Here is a 14,584-nt window from a genome sequence, read left to right as displayed (position 1 = left end):
CGATGTTCCGTTCGTTCGCGAACATCAACTACCGCATCTGGTTCGCCGGCGCCCTCGTCTCGAACGTCGGCGGCTGGATGCAGGCCACCGCCCAGGACTGGGTCGTGCTCACCGAGCTCACCGACAACGACGCCGCGGCCATGGGCTTCACGATGGCTCTGCAGTTCGGCCCTCCGCTCGTGCTCGTGAGCCTCACCGGCTGGGTGGCCGACCGGTTCGAGCGCCGCCGCATCCTGCTCGCGACGCAGAGTGCGCTGCTGCTGCTCGCGATCGCCGTGGGCGTACTGCTGCTGAACGGCCTCATGACCCTGCCGATGATGTTCGGGTTCGCCCTCGGGTTCGGGATCGTGAACGCCTTCGACGCCCCGGCGCGACAGGCCTTCGTGTCCGACATGGTGTCGGCATCCGACACTTCGAACGCCGTCGCCCTCAACTCGGCCTCGTTCAACCTCGCGCGCATGATCGGCCCCGCCGTCGGCGGTCTGCTGATCGTGGCGATCGGGTCGGGCTGGGTGTTCATCGTCAACGCGGCGACGTTCCTGGCGATGATCCTCGCGCTCGGCCTGTTGCGCACGAGCCTGCTCGCGAAGCGCCCCAAGAACCGCGGGCGGGGCGGACTCGCGGCGGGCTTCCGCTACGTCTGGGGGCGCAGCGACCTGCGGGTCGTGTTCGTGACGGTGTTCCTGATCGGCGCGTTCGGCATGAACTTCCCGATCTTCGCCTCGACCATGGCCCTCGAATTCGGCGCCGGGGCAGACGGCTACGGCGTGCTCTCGTCGGTCCTCGCGATCGGTTCGCTCGCCGGCGCGTTGCTCGCCGCTCGCCGCGACCGGGCACGCGTTCGTGTAGTGATCCTCGCGGCCGGGGGGTTCGGCGTCGCCGCGTTCGTGTCGGCCGCCATGCCCACCTATCTCACCTACGGCATCACGCTGATGTTCACGGGTTTCATGATCGTGACGCTGCTGACGACCGCGAACGGCTACGTGCAGATGACGACCGACCCCGCTCTGCGCGGCCGGGTGCTCGCTCTCTACATGGCCGTCATCATGGGATCGACCCCGGTGGGCGCGCCGATCGCCGGGTGGGTGGCGGATGCCTTCGGACCCCGCACCGCGATCATGCTCGGCGGCACGGCGGGGCTCATCGCCTGCGCGATCGGGGCGATCTGGGTGTTCACGTCCGGACGCCTGCATCGCCACGAGAACCGCCGCTTCCTGCTCACCCTCGACGAGACCCGACCGCTCAGCGTGATCGACGAGGTCGACCCCGTGGAGTTCAGCGACGAGGCAGCGGTGACCACGCCCATCCGCCGCCCGAAAGACCCCGAGAACCCGTAGCCTTCGGCATCCGTCGCGGCATCGTGCGCCGAACCGCACGGATCGGTGCCGAATGTCGACTCTGGGCGTTCATTACGGCGTTTCGCACCGATCGGTGCGGGGATAGCGGAACGGGGCGCGGTGAGTGCAGTGAGGGGAGGCTTGTCAATGGGGTCTGCGGATGCCGTGCCCCGCGCGTAGCGTCGCGCGCATGGACGAGAACACGGAACACACCCCGCACGCGGAAGATCCGGCCGAGGGCGCGGAGGGCGTCGACGTTTCGGAGTCCGGACAGGGCGGCGCCATCCAGGGCGACAGCTCGCACGGGGACTCCCCCCGCGGCGCGCTCCAGGGCGACGCCGACGAAGACGCCCCCGGTGATGAGCACGGCAACCAGGGTGCGGCCCAGGGCGGCGCCATCCAGGGCGACAGCTCGCACGGCGACTCGCCCCGCGGCGCCATCCAGGGCGACGCCGGGCCCGATCGCGATGCACCTCTCGGAGGCGACCAGACCACGGAGCGACAGCTCCAGGCCGACAACGAAGCGGAAGAGGACACCCTGAAGCTCCTCGACCCCGATAGCCCGCCCGCGTAGTCCCCAGCTTCGCCGGCGCGCGTCATCCCCCGTGACGCACGAACCACCCCCTCGAGCGCGAGCCACCCGCATGCGGGAGGCCCCGGAGGGGGTGGTTCGCGCTGTGGGCGGGTACGGGCTCAGCGCAGCGGCGGCCACTCGTCGAAGCGATACGTGAGTCCGAGTCCGAGGTCCTCGTCGGCCTCTCCCAGCTCCTGACGGATGTCGTAGGTGTCACCCCACCACGACGGGCTCTCGATCGCGACGACCAGGCGGTCGACGTTCTGGCGCTGGTCGATCTCGAGGGTGAAGCCGTCGGCGTCGGTCCACCCGTAGCCGCGCTCCGATGCCGTCCAGCCGAGCTCGCTCAGCCGGGAATCCCACGCCTCGTCGTACGAGTCGAAGCCGGCGGGCGCCTTCGCGAGGGCGAATCCGACCTCGAAGACGTAGCACTCGGCATCCGATCCCCCGCAGGAGCCGTACGACGAGGCGAAGGCCGGCCCTCGAACCCAGCCGCCGTTCTCGTCGCGCACGCTCCAGCCGTCGTCGGCGATCAGCTCCCGCACCTCCGAGAGCTTCTGCTGCGTGAGGCCGTAGTTCGCCTCCGCACGGTCGGCCTGCGCGGCGATCGGCAACGCCTCGACCTGTGCGACCGTGTCGCCCGCGGCATCCGTCTGCAACGCCGTCACCTGCACGCCCAGCGCCACCGTGCCCACGAGCAGGGCGGGCACGAGGAAAGCGGCGTTCCAGGACACCGCATCCCAGGTTCCGCCGCGGGTCGGCGCACCCGGACGCGGCGGCGGCTGGGCGATCGCGACGAACAGGACCGCCAGCCACGACAGGCACGCGACCGCGACCGCTCCGAGGAAGATCCCCTGCTCGAAGTCCGACGAGAGACGCGCGGGCAGCATGCCGTCGAGCATCGTCTCCATCGGGCCTGAGTCGCCGGCATCCTGCATCGTGATCGTGAACGCGACCCATGCCCACCAGTTCGCGAACAGCAGCCAGATGATCGGCCCGGGGGTGGTGCGGTGCCCGCGCTTGCGCAGAATGAACCGCGGCAGCATGCCGAGCAGTCCCATCGCCGGGATGAAGATCGGCGACACGAACATCAGGATCAGCGTGCCCCACCCGCCTCCGCCGAGAAACCCGTGGAAGCTGAAGAACACCGGCAGCAGCCAGCTCATCACCGGCCACAGAGCCCAGACGAATCCGCGGATGCCGCCCGATGTCGGGCGCGGCTGCGGCGCGGGCAGGTGCCAGGGCGGCGCTCCGGCCGCCACGGCGTCAGGATTCTGATATGCCATCGGTTCCCCCTCCGCCGACAGCCTAACGATGTCGGTGTCGACGGAGGGACGAAGGGTGGATGCCGCGGCGCTACGCGCCCAGCACGACCCTGAGCTGCTCGACCGCCCAGTCGAGTTCGGTCGCGCGGATCACGAGCGGCGGGGCGATGCGGATCGTCTGGCCGTGCGTGTCCTTCACGAGCACACCGCGCTCGAGCAGCTTCTCGGCGATCTCCCGACCGGTGCCCTTCGCGGGGTCGATGTCGACGCCCGCCCAGAGACCGGCGATGCGCACCGCAGTGACACCGTGCCCGATGAGCGGTTCGAGTGCCGCGGCGAGGTGCGCGCCGAGGGCGCGGGCGCGCTCCTGGAACTCGCCCGTCTCGAGCATCTCGACCACGCGCAGACCGACGGCCGCCGCGAGCGGGTTGCCGCCGAAGGTCGAGCCGTGCTCGCCCGGACGGATCACGCCCAGCACGTCGTCGTTCCCGACGACCGCCGACACCGGCAGCAGTCCGCCGCCGAGGGCCTTGCCCAGCAGGTAGAGGTCGGGCACGACGCCCTCGCGGTCGCTGGCGAACGTCTCGCCCACGCGGCCGAGTCCCGACTGGATCTCGTCGGCGATGAAGAGCACGTTCTTCTCGTCGCAGATCTCGCGGATCCGGCGCAGATAGCCCTCGGGCGGGATGATCACGCCACCCTCGCCCTGGATGGGCTCGATCAGCACGGCGGCGGTGTCGTCGGTGATCGCGGCGGCCACGGCATCCGCATCGCCGTAGGGCACGATGTCGAAGCCGGGCGTGAACGGACCGAAGCCGTCGCGCGCCTGCTCGTCGTCGCTGAAGCTGACGATCGTCGTCGTGCGGCCGTGGAAGTTGCCGGCCGCGACGATGATGCGGGCCTTGCCGTCGGCGATGCCCTTGACGCGGTAACCCCAGGCGCGCGCGACCTTGATGCCGGTCTCGACCGCCTCGGCGCCCGTGTTCATCGGCAGCACCAGGTCCTTGCCCGCGAGCTTCGCCAGGGCGGCCGCGAACGGCTCGAGACGGTCGCTCTGGAACGCGCGGCTGATGAGCGTCACCCGACCGAGCTGCTCGGTGAGCGCCGCGACGAGAGCCGGATGCCGGTGGCCGAAGTTCACGGCCGAGTAAGCGGCGAGCAGGTCGAGGTAGCGCTTGCCCTCGACATCCGTCACCCAGGCGCCGTCGCCGCGCGCGATGTTCACCGGCAGCGGGTGGTAGTTGTGGGCGACGTGCCCGTCGTCTCGCTTCGCTCGCTCAGGAACCGACGTGGCGGAAGCGCCCGACGTCACTTCGCACCCCGCAGTTCGAGCGTGCAGCACTTGATGCCGCCGCCGCCGAGCAGCAGCTCCGAGAGGTCGACGGTGATGGGGTTGTAGCCGCGCTCGCGCAGCTGCTTCTCGAAGCCCTTCGCGCGCGGCGAGATGATGACGTTGTATCCGTCGCTCGCCGAGTTGAGGCCGAAGACGGCGCCGTCCTCGTCCGACACGAGGATCGCGTCGGGGAAGCGCTCCTCGAGGATCGCGCGGCTCTCGTCGTCGAAGGCACCCGGCAGGTAGGCGATGTTGGCGCGCTCGGGGCCGCCGTTCTCGATGCCCTGCACCGGGTCGAGCACCGCGATGGCGGTGTCGAGGTGGTAGAAGCGCGGGTCGGTGAGGTTGAGGGAGACGACCTCGCGGCCGAACACCTCACCGACCTCGCGGTGGCTGTCGCCGGTCGAGCGGAAGCCGGTGCCGGCAAGGATCACGTCGCCGACGAGGAGGAAGTCGCCCTCGCCCTCATTGACCTCCTGGGGCATGACCGTGTCGTAGCCGGCCTGGCGGAACCACTCGGCGAACGCGGGCGCCTCGCCCTGGCGCTCGACGAAGCGGAACTCGGGCACGTACGCGCGGCCGTCGATGAGGAATCCGCCGTTGGCCGTGTAGACCATGTCGGGGTAGCCGGCGAGCGGTTCGATGAGCTCGACCTCGTGGCCCAGTTCGACGTAGAGGTCGTAGAGCTTCTGCCACTGCGCGACCGCGTTGGCGGTGTCGGTCGGCTTCGACGGTTCCATCCACGGGTTGATGGAGTAGTTGACCGTGAAGTGCTCGGGCTTGCACATCAGGTAGCGGCGGTGGTGCGCGGTGCGCACGGGGGCGGATGCCACGGCGGTCTCGGGCGTCGACATGGATGCTCCTCGAATGAACGGGTGCGGCGGACGCTGTCCAGGGGCCCGGCGGAAGTTCGACCCGCTCGCTCGCTCATTTTGCGAGGCGGCGGGGAAGATGCGACTCGGGCACGCCGGTTTCATTGTGCCATCCGCGGGCTGTGGGGTGCCAGAGCGGGGTCGGTTCGGTTGATTCGCGTTTCGAATCGCTCACTTCGTCGTTTCGGAGGCCGGGAAGCGTCAAAGTGAGCGATTCGAAAGGTGGAGGTGCGGATCGGTCCGCGGTCAGGGATGCCTCAATCTCGGCCACCAGGCGAAGTCGCCCTTCCGGTGTTCCAGAAGTCGTCCTTCTCCTCCAGGGGTGTGAGGTCGTCGTCATACGTCCAGTCGCTATCAACCTGGCCGAATGTGTGTCGACCACCCATCGAAATGCACGGGTGATTTGCCCTTCAGCGTGAAGAGGAGGTCGTGGAGTTCCTCTATCCGTGGGCGGACGAACTCCGACCTCCGGTCGTATTCCTTGTCGTTGGCACGTCCGAGTTCTTGAGGAGCGTCTTACCTCGAACGGCGCCCAGCATTTTCTCGCTCACCATCAGCATTTGCCCGAGCTCGTCATCCCAAACCGTGCCCCGCACGTAAGCGCGGTCGGCCCGATCGGCCACCGGCTCTCACGTGAACCGCGAGATCTCGTCCTGGATCTCCGAGATCCGCTCGACACCGCCACCATCCGCCATGCCCGTCTCCTTCGTGAGTGGTTGGCGGGGTCGCTCGGCCACCACCGAGTCGATCCTCCGTCGCGACGGGTGGTGCATGAAACGACTCGCGCACATTTGCCGCTGCTTTCGAATCGCTTAATCTGCGTCTACTAGGACGCTACTTAGCTCTCAACAGAGTTGGGGAGGCTCCGCGACCTTTGAAATCGCGCGCTCCCGAGCGAGTCCCCCCCCCCCCCCCCGGGGAGCGAGAGCCGGCCCAGACCTCAGGCACGAAGCTCACCCCAGTCTGAGCTACTCACCAGGGTCCAGTTCTGATAGGTCTGCAAACATTTGAGTGCCTTCGCGCATGAGCTTCTCGACGAAGTCGGGCTTACTCAGGCCGTCGAGCTCTTCGGCGAGGAAAGCCTGCCCACTCGAACCGGACGTGTGCGCGGCGATACGCGATCGAAGGCTTTGGATGCGGCGTAGCAGTCCGATGTCGCGACCGACGTGCTTGTAGTTGCGAGCCTCTAGGAAGCGCTTGAGTTTTGAGATGCCTTTCTCGTCCTTGATCGGAGGGAGATCCGCCGCGATCGCGGACTCGTTCAACAGGTCGACGAGGAGCTTCGCGAGGCTGAGCAATTGCGCTTCGAACTCAGTGTCGGTGCTGTTGAGAGGGATGCGAACGCGCTGGATCAACTCGGCGTCACTTCCTTCGGCCTCGCGGTACAGGCCCCATCCCCAGTTCTCGATCCATGCGCGCTGGATAGCGAGATAGGCGTTCTTGAACAGGTGTTCCGGGTTCTCCGTCTCAGCGAACTGTGCGAGGAAGGAGCGACGGAAAGTGGATTCGCTCATCTTCGAGACCGGCGGAATGTTGTACGCACGCCAATGGTCACGGTGACTGTTCGGAATGTCTCGACCGATGTCGCCCAGGAACACCATGACAGCAGCGGGGTTGCCGTTGTCGATCTGGACACCCCAGACATGTCCACAGTTGAGTCGGCCGTCAGAGACCGAATATAGGCTGGGGTCGTCGTAGTAGCGCTTAAGCACCTCGGGCTTGAAGAAGACGGGTGTCAGATAGTGCGGAGCGTCAGAGTTCTTCCCGAAGTAGTTTGCGAGTTTGTCCTCCTCGCAGGTGAACTTGACCGGGCGCCCGTTCTCGTCCTCGCCGATGATGAACTCGGGGTACTCCTCATCGTCGCGATCCCACGGCCAGATTCCGCTCTGCTCTCGTGGAGGAGGTGGAAGGACGCGCTTGACAAGCAGCCGAGAGAAGACCTGGCTCCGCCCGAAACCAATATCACCGACACCCATGAAGACAACCGAATCCTTCTCGACATGGTCTTCCTCGTTCAGCTCCTCGAACGCTTCCGGCTTCTCATCTGTGTCTACAAACCCACGAGTGTCCGAGAAGAGAAGGAGGTCGAGCTGGCGGGCGGCCTGGTACCGACGCAGGAATGGCGTCCGAACGCGAATCTGGTGGCCTGTGAAAGCGATTGCGAGCTCCCTGGAGCCATCATCGCCGACGCTGTAGTAGTTCCCCGTGGCCTTGTCTTCCCACAGGTGCAGCAAAAGCCGAAACTCTTCGGAGATGAGATAGGCATCAGCAACGGCACCGTGCATCTCCTGGAGGAGGACAAGCGGTTCAAGATCTGGTCCGTCGATGTTGCGGTGGTACGTGCTGACCCACTCGCCATCCTCGTGATGCTGCGAGAACCCCGGAAAGCCACCGCCCACGGACATGTCCCAGCTGCCGCTCTGCATAGCGCGATCGCGGTAATCCGGCGCAGCAAACGCCGCGAAGCGTCCACCGTTCCGATCACCAGAGTCGTGCCAACTGTCGTACACGACGGTCCACGGACCGCTCCCGTTAGTCTGGCTCGTTCTACGTTCATCGGCCTGCCGAAGGACATCGACCGCGTCGTCGTGATTCAATTTGTCCCCCATACTGCATCCGATTATGACAGGGACATCCGAGACGTCAAGGTGAACGAACGACCGACCGGCCCGCGACATTCAGATAGCTTCGGATTATGCAAGCAATCGGTTGGGCAATGGTCACCGTCATCGTCGTCGCACTCATATGCGTTGTCGTCCTGGCATACAAGAAGCGAAGCGCCGCGGCCACCAAGCTCTACTTCGGATTCGTGCTCCTCTCTCCTGTCCTGTCTCTCATTGCCGGTGCGCACGCCCTCTCGATGGGCCGAAGTTTCCTGGAGGGTTATGCCGCTGCGATGCTCGTCGCCGGGACGGTCGCGCAAATATTGGTCGAGCTCTCAGGACGCGGCGGGAAGAAGTTCATCGCCGCGAAGGATTCCCGGGAAGCGTTGAAAGCGAGTGGATGGGGCATCATCTTCGTTGCCGCCCTCGCTGGTCTGCTCAACGTCCTATTCGCGCAGGGCTGACGAGATTCTGGTGGGAGATAGGCCGGCGGAAGGCATAGGAACCTCTCTCTCCGGCCGAGACGAATGAGTCTGCATACGCCCTTGAGCGTGTCCCTCGTCGGGGTTACTCTGACGTCATGCCCTTTACAGCCCCCATCTACACACAGGAGTCGGCGATCGGTCGCTCCCGCTTCGGCGATGATGGACTGACTGACAGCGAACGCGCTTCCCTGGTGAATGATTTCATGCGCGCCCCCAGCGCTGCATCTCGGTCTCACTTGGCTGCGTGGCGCGATCGCAAGCGTGCCGCTTAATTGGCGAGAAGCTTCGCACTCTGATCGCGAGCATCTGCAGTCCTTCGTCTGCGCCTACCCGGCGAGAATGCCGCGAGATCCTGTGACGCACAAGCCGGCGCACCCTCAGCCTTGGCAGTTTCGCGTCCAGACGGGGCTACGCGCCCAAAGGCCACCACTCAGGGGGCAGCGCATGTTCGTCGGGTATTCCGACGAGGGCCTGGCTGCGGTCGGAATGTACGAGCCGCGCTCTGTCGACGACTCCTTCTACATTCGCGCGGTGGCCCGCGCCCAGCGACTTGCTCACCAGCGCGTTGCAGACGAACTGGTGGCTGTGCTGATCGACCAGATCACGCGAGATCCAGAGTATGTCGAGCAGGGGTATCGCGATGTGTCATGCGAGATTCACTGGCGCAACCATCCGAGCAAGAAGCTGTTCAAGCGCGCGGGTTTCGCGTGCGTAGGGCATGACCTCGAGACAAGCATCGAAACGTGGGCGTTGGAGCTTGGTTCGGAACGTATCGAGTTCGACGATAACTAATGACCAAACGCGCTACCGTCGAGTAGCGCTCACCCCTCGCTCTGGCCGTGCCGCGTGCCCTGCGTCCACGATTCGGGGAACCATCCGCGGGCGGTGCCGAAGCATCGCGTCGGGTTGGGTCGCTTGTACTGTCCGAGGGAGTTTTGCTTCACGCCGATCCGTTCGGCGAGCTCGGAACGCGACATGTAGGTCTGCATCAGTTGTTGCCCCGCGGCTGCGGGACGGCGCCCTTCGGCCAGGTGTCTCCGCAGTCAGACAGCCTGGATCACCGGTGCGAGAGCCGCGATATAACTCCTCTGCCGCACGAGAGTGATCGCATCTCGGCGATCCGCTGGCTTCCCGGGCTTTCTCGATCTGAACGAACTCAGCGAAGTCAGTCATAGCGAAGGCATATTGCGCTCAGAATCACTCGAAAAGGCGCCCAGGAGGAAGGCCGCCTGCCCATACCCAGCAGCGAAAGGTGGCCTCCCGCATCGAACTCGTTTCCGGCGGGAGCGGCCCTAATCGTTCGCTAGAGGTGAGAGTTGGCGGCTTCAATCAGAGAGATCAGTGCGAGCATCCGCTTCTTAAGGTCGAAGGGCCACTCGAGAGGCAATTCGCGGGTTGCGACCTTCGCGATTGCCACCTTGCTCGGGTGCTTCACTTGCGTTCGAGTTTCGGACAACGGATTTGAGTACCGCTCCATCGGGCCAAACACTCGGGAATCCGCGCGCGCACGCCCGGGATGAGCCTCACGGATCGCAGCGTTGAGACGTTCCTCAGGCACGTAGTTCTCGATCGTGTATCCCGCAGTAACCCATACGAGTCCGTCCTCGTCGCCCTCTTCGACCGCCTCTTTGACACGGATCTTGGTGTCGTTGAGCCGCGCGCGACCATACTTACGGTCGGAGTCGATCACGATCGCCATGTAGCGGTTCAACCGCCTCAAAGAGATGAACTCGTTGACCTCTTCCTCGTCGAGCGGCGACAGCTGATTGAGCAAGCTTCCGCCGTAGAACATGATCGAGTAGTGCAGCCCCTCAAGGAATCGTCCGGGGGCAAGCGCATCCAGCCAGCTCTTGACGTAGATGCGGTCTGACGGGCCTTCTACCCAGATGACTGCGTTCGACTGAACTAAATCCGACGGGCGGTAGCCGAGGTCGCTCGCAATGCGCGCATGTTCCTTGCTGGTTCCAGCACGTTGAACGCTTGATCCCAAGACAGGATCGTGCTGAACGTGGAAGATCGTCCCAATGTCGGAATCCAATAAGTGCGCTGAGTGGGTTGCGATGAAGTACTGGTTGGTTGTCCTCTTAGCGAGGTAGCGCAGGAGCTGGCGTTGGAGTAGCGGGTGCATGTGCACTTCGGGTTCTTCGACGCACACAATCGAATCGGTCGTCAGGGTGGCAGCGGCAGCGAGAATCACGACCTCGTGAACCCCCGTTCCTAGATTCTCGATCGGTAACGTGCGGCCGTGCTGCGTCACGTGAATGGTGGAAAGATCGTGTGCTATGTCGATCGTGACTTCGGGGTCATCCAAGACAGTGCGCACGAACTCTTGAATCTCGAAGAACTTCGCCCTCTCCGCGAGACGTTCGGTGGTTGGATTTTGAAGCTCTAAGAGCCGTTGCTTGATGTTCCTACCATTCAAGTCCGGCGACTCCTCGTTGTCGTCGGTAATGACTCGAGTTCCCTCGACATAGACCGCTCTTGGAAGGCTGTCGACCTGCTGGCTGATGAGCCCTGCCACTCGGGTCGCGTTCGCGGCGTCGTTGGAGGACCACGAGCCTGACAGAGTCCTCACGAGGTGCTCAGTGTGAGGCGGGACTTCTCCCTCAAGGTGAACGCCACCGTTCTTGGTGGACCAGATGAGCCCTGGGTACCCCCGGGAAACGGTGTTGTGCGACACGAACTCCTCGATCATCCCGAATGTGCTGCTCGCGAGTCGCTCTCTCATCGCAGCGGTCGGCAGCTTGTGCTCCTGGCCGAAAAGCACGAGCGGATCATGGGTTCCATCGCCGAGAGGGCGATCGTTGCGCCCGACCGCCACTCCCTCACCCAACTGCTGATGCAGGATGCGCAGGATGTTCGACTTCCCGGAGTTGTTCTTACCCACAATGAGGTTGATTCGACTCAGCGGTACGAGCACAGCCAGGTGGGACGACGGGAAGCTACGGAAACCGCGGAACGCGAGACCTTTCAGCATGCTTGTCATCATGCCGCACCGATGCGTCGCCCCTCACCGTTGTCACCAACGTTGACTGCGTGACCCCATACCCAGCAACGAAACATTCGGTCGCGGACTCGGAACTTGAGGCGAGCGAGTTTGGCGAGGCTCTCGGGGCGCGGAATCTGCGGAGTGAGCGATTCGAAGCCTAGGGGCCGTCAGATAGTGCCGTGACGACGACTTTGCCGACGGTGTGGCCGGCGGCGACGTGGGACAGGGCGGCGGATGCTTCGGCGAAGGGGTACTCGCGTTCGATCACCGGGCGCAGAGCGCCGGCCTCGATGAGCGCCAGGAGTTCGCGCACGATCTCGGGTTTCGGCGCCGCCGCCAGGGAACGGATGCGACGGCGCGAGCCGATCGACAGCACGAGGGCTTTCAGCATCCGCGGGATCGGGCCGAGCACGTGCCCGCCGTCGCCGCTGACGAGCACGACCGCGCCGCCGTCGCGCACGAGGCGCTGCAACGGACGCAGCGGCATCCCGCCGACGACGTCGATCACCGCGTCGAAGTGCTCCGCCGGCAGGTCGCTCACGGGCGACGTGCGGTGGTCGAGCACCCGCACCGCGCCGAGCTCCTCGACGAGCGCGCTGTTGCGTTCGCCGCACGTCGCCCAGACCTCCGCCCCGCGGATCGCGGCGAGCTGCACGGCGAACGTGCCCACTCCCCCGGATGCGCCGATCACCAGCACTCGGCGCCCGGGAGCCGCCGCGCCTCCGGGCGTGATCCCCGCGGCGTCCAACGCCTGCCAGGCCGTCCCTCCCGCGATCGGGACGCACGCGGCGGAGATCGGATCGACGGATGCCGGACGCAGCGCGAGCCGACCCGCCGGCGCGACGGCGTACTCCGCCAGCCCTCCCCCGCCGGACAGCTCCACGACGACCTCGTCGCCGGGCGCAGCATCCGTGACCCCGTCACCGACGGCGACGACGGTGCCGGCCACGTCCAGGCCGCGAACCGGCTGCTTCGGTCGCGTCAGTCCGAAGATCGGTCGCACGAGCAGGGGGTCGCCGAGCATGAGGCGCACGTCGCCGGCGTTGAGCGCGGTGGCGCGAATGCGCAGCAGCACCTCGCCGGGGCCGGTCTCGGGCACCGGCATTCGCTCTCCCCGTTGGCCCGACGCCGGACCGTACGCCGCATTGCTCCAGGCCATCATCGTCTCGTTCATGTCACGCCTCCGGGTAGGTGAAGAGGTCGTCGAGCCCGACGCCGAAGGCGCGAGCGATCTGGAACGCGAGTTCGAGTGTGGGCGAGTACTTCTGCTGCTCGATCGCGATGAGGGTCTGCCGGGTGACGCCGATCGTGCGGGCGAGTTCGGCCTGGGTGAGGCCCGCGGCCTCGCGGTGGGTGCGGATGCTGTTCGAGACGAGTGTGGGCTTGACCATCACACGAGCCCTCGGCGGTAAGCGATGACCCGGGCGATGCCGCCCACGATGGCCGAGACCGCGAAGCCGGCGAACATCGTGTTCGCGATCCAGAAGACGTCGGCGCCGACCGCGCAGAGCCCGATGACCCCGAGCCCGGCGAGCACGACGAACGCCTGCTCGACACGACCGCCCAGGCGGCTGATGTCGCGGTCACGGATGTCGCTGCGGCCGGTGCCGTCAGGATCTCCGCGGTGGGCGATCAGGCCCCAGAGGATGCCGAGCACGATCGTTCCGACGATGCCGAGACCGATCGTCCAGAGCATGAGGGGAAACCAGTCGACGCTCTCGATCGGACGCGTCGCGGCCTGCTGCAGCACGATGACGACGTACGCCGGGATGACGATCAGGCTGATGATGAGCCCTGCCCAGGCATTGCGCTCTTCGTAAACCACGACGCCCCTCCATGTAAAGGATTCTTGACATGAGAGTACGTCCGGCCGGCGCGCGGTGTCAAGGATTCTTTACATCATGTTTGGAGTGGAGGCCGGAGCCTCGACGCTCACTCCTCGAGCTGGCGCCGCGCCCACGTGATCTCGATCGGGCACAGGTGATGGAAGAAGTGCGAATAGTCAGCGCTCGTGAACTCGTTCACGTCTTGCGGCATCGAAGCGCGAAGCTCCGCGACCAGCTCATCGAGAGTCGGCTGATCATTCTTGGGAACGCGATGTTGCAGAGCCGCCGCGATATAGCGCACGTGCGCGGGGGCGAGGATCTGGGACGAACCCTGCGTGACCGCGCCGACTCCCGGAGCTTTCAGGCTTCTTCGAACGAGATGCCCGTCCGTCAGCACCACCATCGACTCCCCACCCGCGAGAAACGGGATCGGCTCAGCCCGATTCGGCCATTTCCAGTTCGCCCCCATCGGGCACTCGGGGAGGAAGAACCACATCCCCTCGTCCATGCCGTCGTCGTCCGCGGGAAACGCCTGACGGAGCGCGTCAATCTTGTCGTCGATCGGCCCGGGGAAGGGAATAACTCCGTCACGGAGCAGCTCGTAGCCGTGATCGAAGAGCTGTCTGACCGTCCACAGGAACCCCTCGCGGCGCTCCGTGAAGGTCATCAGCGAATGAGGGAACTCGGGATCACCGCCGGGGGTGTCGAAGGCGGACCATATGCTGTGGAGGTCACGATCCTCGCACTGGCTTGCGATGTGAGCGAGTTGCTCGGGAGTGATCGGACTCACGTCGGCGCCTTCGTCTCTCGAAATCGGGCCGGAAGCACGAAGTGCCTCCCCGAGGTCGGGTCGCGTGCGGTCACGATCCACTCGGCGGGCAGTTCCGCGCGCACGCGCCGGGCGAGCGCAAGACCCTCTGCCGCCCACCCCGGAGGCACCTCGCTGTCGGGCGGGTAGTCCTCGTTGAAGCCGGCATCGGCAACACGGGACCATTCGGCGAGGTCGCGGACGAGCTTCGGGCTCAACCCGATCTCGTGTCCCTCGATGTAGTTCATTCCGTAGCGACCCGAGATCCATAGCGCATGTTGTTGCCAGTCCCAGAACACCCGCGCGCGCGGCGGTTCATCGGGCTCTCGGACAGGCAGCGTGACGCGAGAGTCATCCATCCGGTCTCCTCTTCCGCCGTTCGCACGGCGCTCGCCCATCCGCAGCACATAATCTCGCAGATCCGCGGTTATCTCGCATCGATTCCGGGGAATCTCTGCGAGAACAGTGCATATCTGCGAGATCAGCCCCGCA

At 65.4% G+C, this 14,584-nt stretch carries 15 protein-coding genes; 4 read left to right on the top strand and 11 right to left on the bottom strand.

The features are described from left to right. Positions 1 to 2: 2 nt before the first annotated feature. Both ACIPVN_RS12460 and ACIPVN_RS12455 read left to right on the top strand, forming a co-directional pair. Positions 3 to 1,337 (top strand): MFS transporter, encoded by a 1,335-nt coding sequence (locus tag ACIPVN_RS12460; protein WP_400443366.1) that lies wholly within the window; start codon positions 3 to 5, stop codon positions 1,335 to 1,337. Between the two features lie 190 nt (positions 1,338 to 1,527). Then, complete coding sequence (locus ACIPVN_RS12455; protein ID WP_400443139.1) at positions 1,528 to 1,911, top strand: hypothetical protein; 384 nt, start codon at positions 1,528 to 1,530, stop codon at positions 1,909 to 1,911. Positions 1,912 to 2,030: 119 nt separating this feature from the next. Here the strand turns inward: ACIPVN_RS12455 and ACIPVN_RS12450 are convergent, their stop codons facing one another. The 4 genes from ACIPVN_RS12450 to ACIPVN_RS12435 all read right to left on the bottom strand — a co-directional run bounded on the left by ACIPVN_RS12450 (position 2,031) and on the right by ACIPVN_RS12435 (position 7,891). After that, on the bottom strand, positions 2,031 to 3,197 hold the full coding sequence (locus ACIPVN_RS12450; protein ID WP_400443138.1) for a hypothetical protein: 1,167 nt from the start codon (positions 3,195 to 3,197) through the stop codon (positions 2,031 to 2,033). Between the two features lie 70 nt (positions 3,198 to 3,267). Beyond that, positions 3,268 to 4,488, bottom strand: a complete 1,221-nt coding sequence (gene rocD, locus ACIPVN_RS12445) for an ornithine--oxo-acid transaminase (protein WP_400443136.1) — start codon at positions 4,486 to 4,488, stop codon at positions 3,268 to 3,270. Next, complete coding sequence (gene ddaH, locus ACIPVN_RS12440) at positions 4,485 to 5,363, bottom strand: dimethylargininase (protein ID WP_400443134.1); 879 nt, start codon at positions 5,361 to 5,363, stop codon at positions 4,485 to 4,487. Before ddaH ends, rocD begins: the two co-directional genes overlap by 4 nt. 986 nt (positions 5,364 to 6,349) lie before the next feature. Next, positions 6,350 to 7,891 carry a hypothetical protein gene (locus tag ACIPVN_RS12435; RefSeq protein WP_400443132.1) on the bottom strand — a complete coding sequence of 514 codons (1,542 nt, stop codon included), beginning with the start codon at positions 7,889 to 7,891 and terminating at the stop codon, positions 6,350 to 6,352. 206 nt (positions 7,892 to 8,097) lie between these two features. Here ACIPVN_RS12435 and ACIPVN_RS12430 point away from each other — a divergent pair, with 206 nt between their 5' ends. Next, positions 8,098 to 8,448 (top strand): hypothetical protein, encoded by a 351-nt coding sequence (locus ACIPVN_RS12430; RefSeq protein ID WP_400443131.1) that lies wholly within the window; start codon positions 8,098 to 8,100, stop codon positions 8,446 to 8,448. Between the two features lie 465 nt (positions 8,449 to 8,913). Beyond that, positions 8,914 to 9,261 (top strand): hypothetical protein, encoded by a 348-nt coding sequence (locus tag ACIPVN_RS12425; RefSeq protein WP_400443129.1) that lies wholly within the window; start codon positions 8,914 to 8,916, stop codon positions 9,259 to 9,261. A 29-nt stretch (positions 9,262 to 9,290) separates the two neighbouring features. Here the strand turns inward: ACIPVN_RS12425 and ACIPVN_RS12420 are convergent, their stop codons facing one another. The 7 genes from ACIPVN_RS12420 to ACIPVN_RS12390 form a co-directional block, all read right to left on the bottom strand. After that, positions 9,291 to 9,446 (bottom strand): hypothetical protein, encoded by a 156-nt coding sequence (locus ACIPVN_RS12420; RefSeq protein WP_400443127.1) that lies wholly within the window; start codon positions 9,444 to 9,446, stop codon positions 9,291 to 9,293. Between the two features lie 326 nt (positions 9,447 to 9,772). Beyond that, positions 9,773 to 11,446 (bottom strand): ATP-dependent nuclease, encoded by a 1,674-nt coding sequence (locus ACIPVN_RS12415; RefSeq protein ID WP_400443125.1) that lies wholly within the window; start codon positions 11,444 to 11,446, stop codon positions 9,773 to 9,775. Positions 11,447 to 11,615: 169 nt separating this feature from the next. After that, entirely contained in the window at positions 11,616 to 12,632 is a 1,017-nt protein-coding gene (locus tag ACIPVN_RS12410; RefSeq protein ID WP_400443124.1) for an NAD(P)-dependent alcohol dehydrogenase, read from the bottom strand. 1 nt (position 12,633) lies between these two features. Then, a complete protein-coding gene (locus tag ACIPVN_RS12405; protein ID WP_400443122.1) occupies positions 12,634 to 12,849 on the bottom strand; it encodes a helix-turn-helix transcriptional regulator in 216 nt (71 codons plus the stop codon). Continuing rightward, positions 12,849 to 13,283 (bottom strand): hypothetical protein, encoded by a 435-nt coding sequence (locus tag ACIPVN_RS12400; protein WP_400443121.1) that lies wholly within the window; start codon positions 13,281 to 13,283, stop codon positions 12,849 to 12,851. Before ACIPVN_RS12400 ends, ACIPVN_RS12405 begins: the two co-directional genes overlap by 1 nt. Before the next feature lie 107 nt (positions 13,284 to 13,390). Then, on the bottom strand, positions 13,391 to 14,155 hold the full coding sequence (locus tag ACIPVN_RS12395) for a hypothetical protein (RefSeq protein WP_400443119.1): 765 nt from the start codon (positions 14,153 to 14,155) through the stop codon (positions 13,391 to 13,393). Further along, a complete protein-coding gene (locus ACIPVN_RS12390) occupies positions 14,071 to 14,451 on the bottom strand; it encodes a hypothetical protein (protein WP_400443117.1) in 381 nt (126 codons plus the stop codon). Before ACIPVN_RS12390 ends, ACIPVN_RS12395 begins: the two co-directional genes overlap by 85 nt. Positions 14,452 to 14,584: the final 133 nt, after the last annotated feature.

The organism is Microbacterium sp. NPDC090003, assembly GCF_044748385.1.
Taxonomy (GTDB): domain Bacteria; phylum Actinomycetota; class Actinomycetes; order Actinomycetales; family Microbacteriaceae; genus Microbacterium.
The sequence above is the reverse complement of the archived record's forward strand: the minus strand, read 5'-3'. Positions and strand labels throughout refer to the sequence as shown.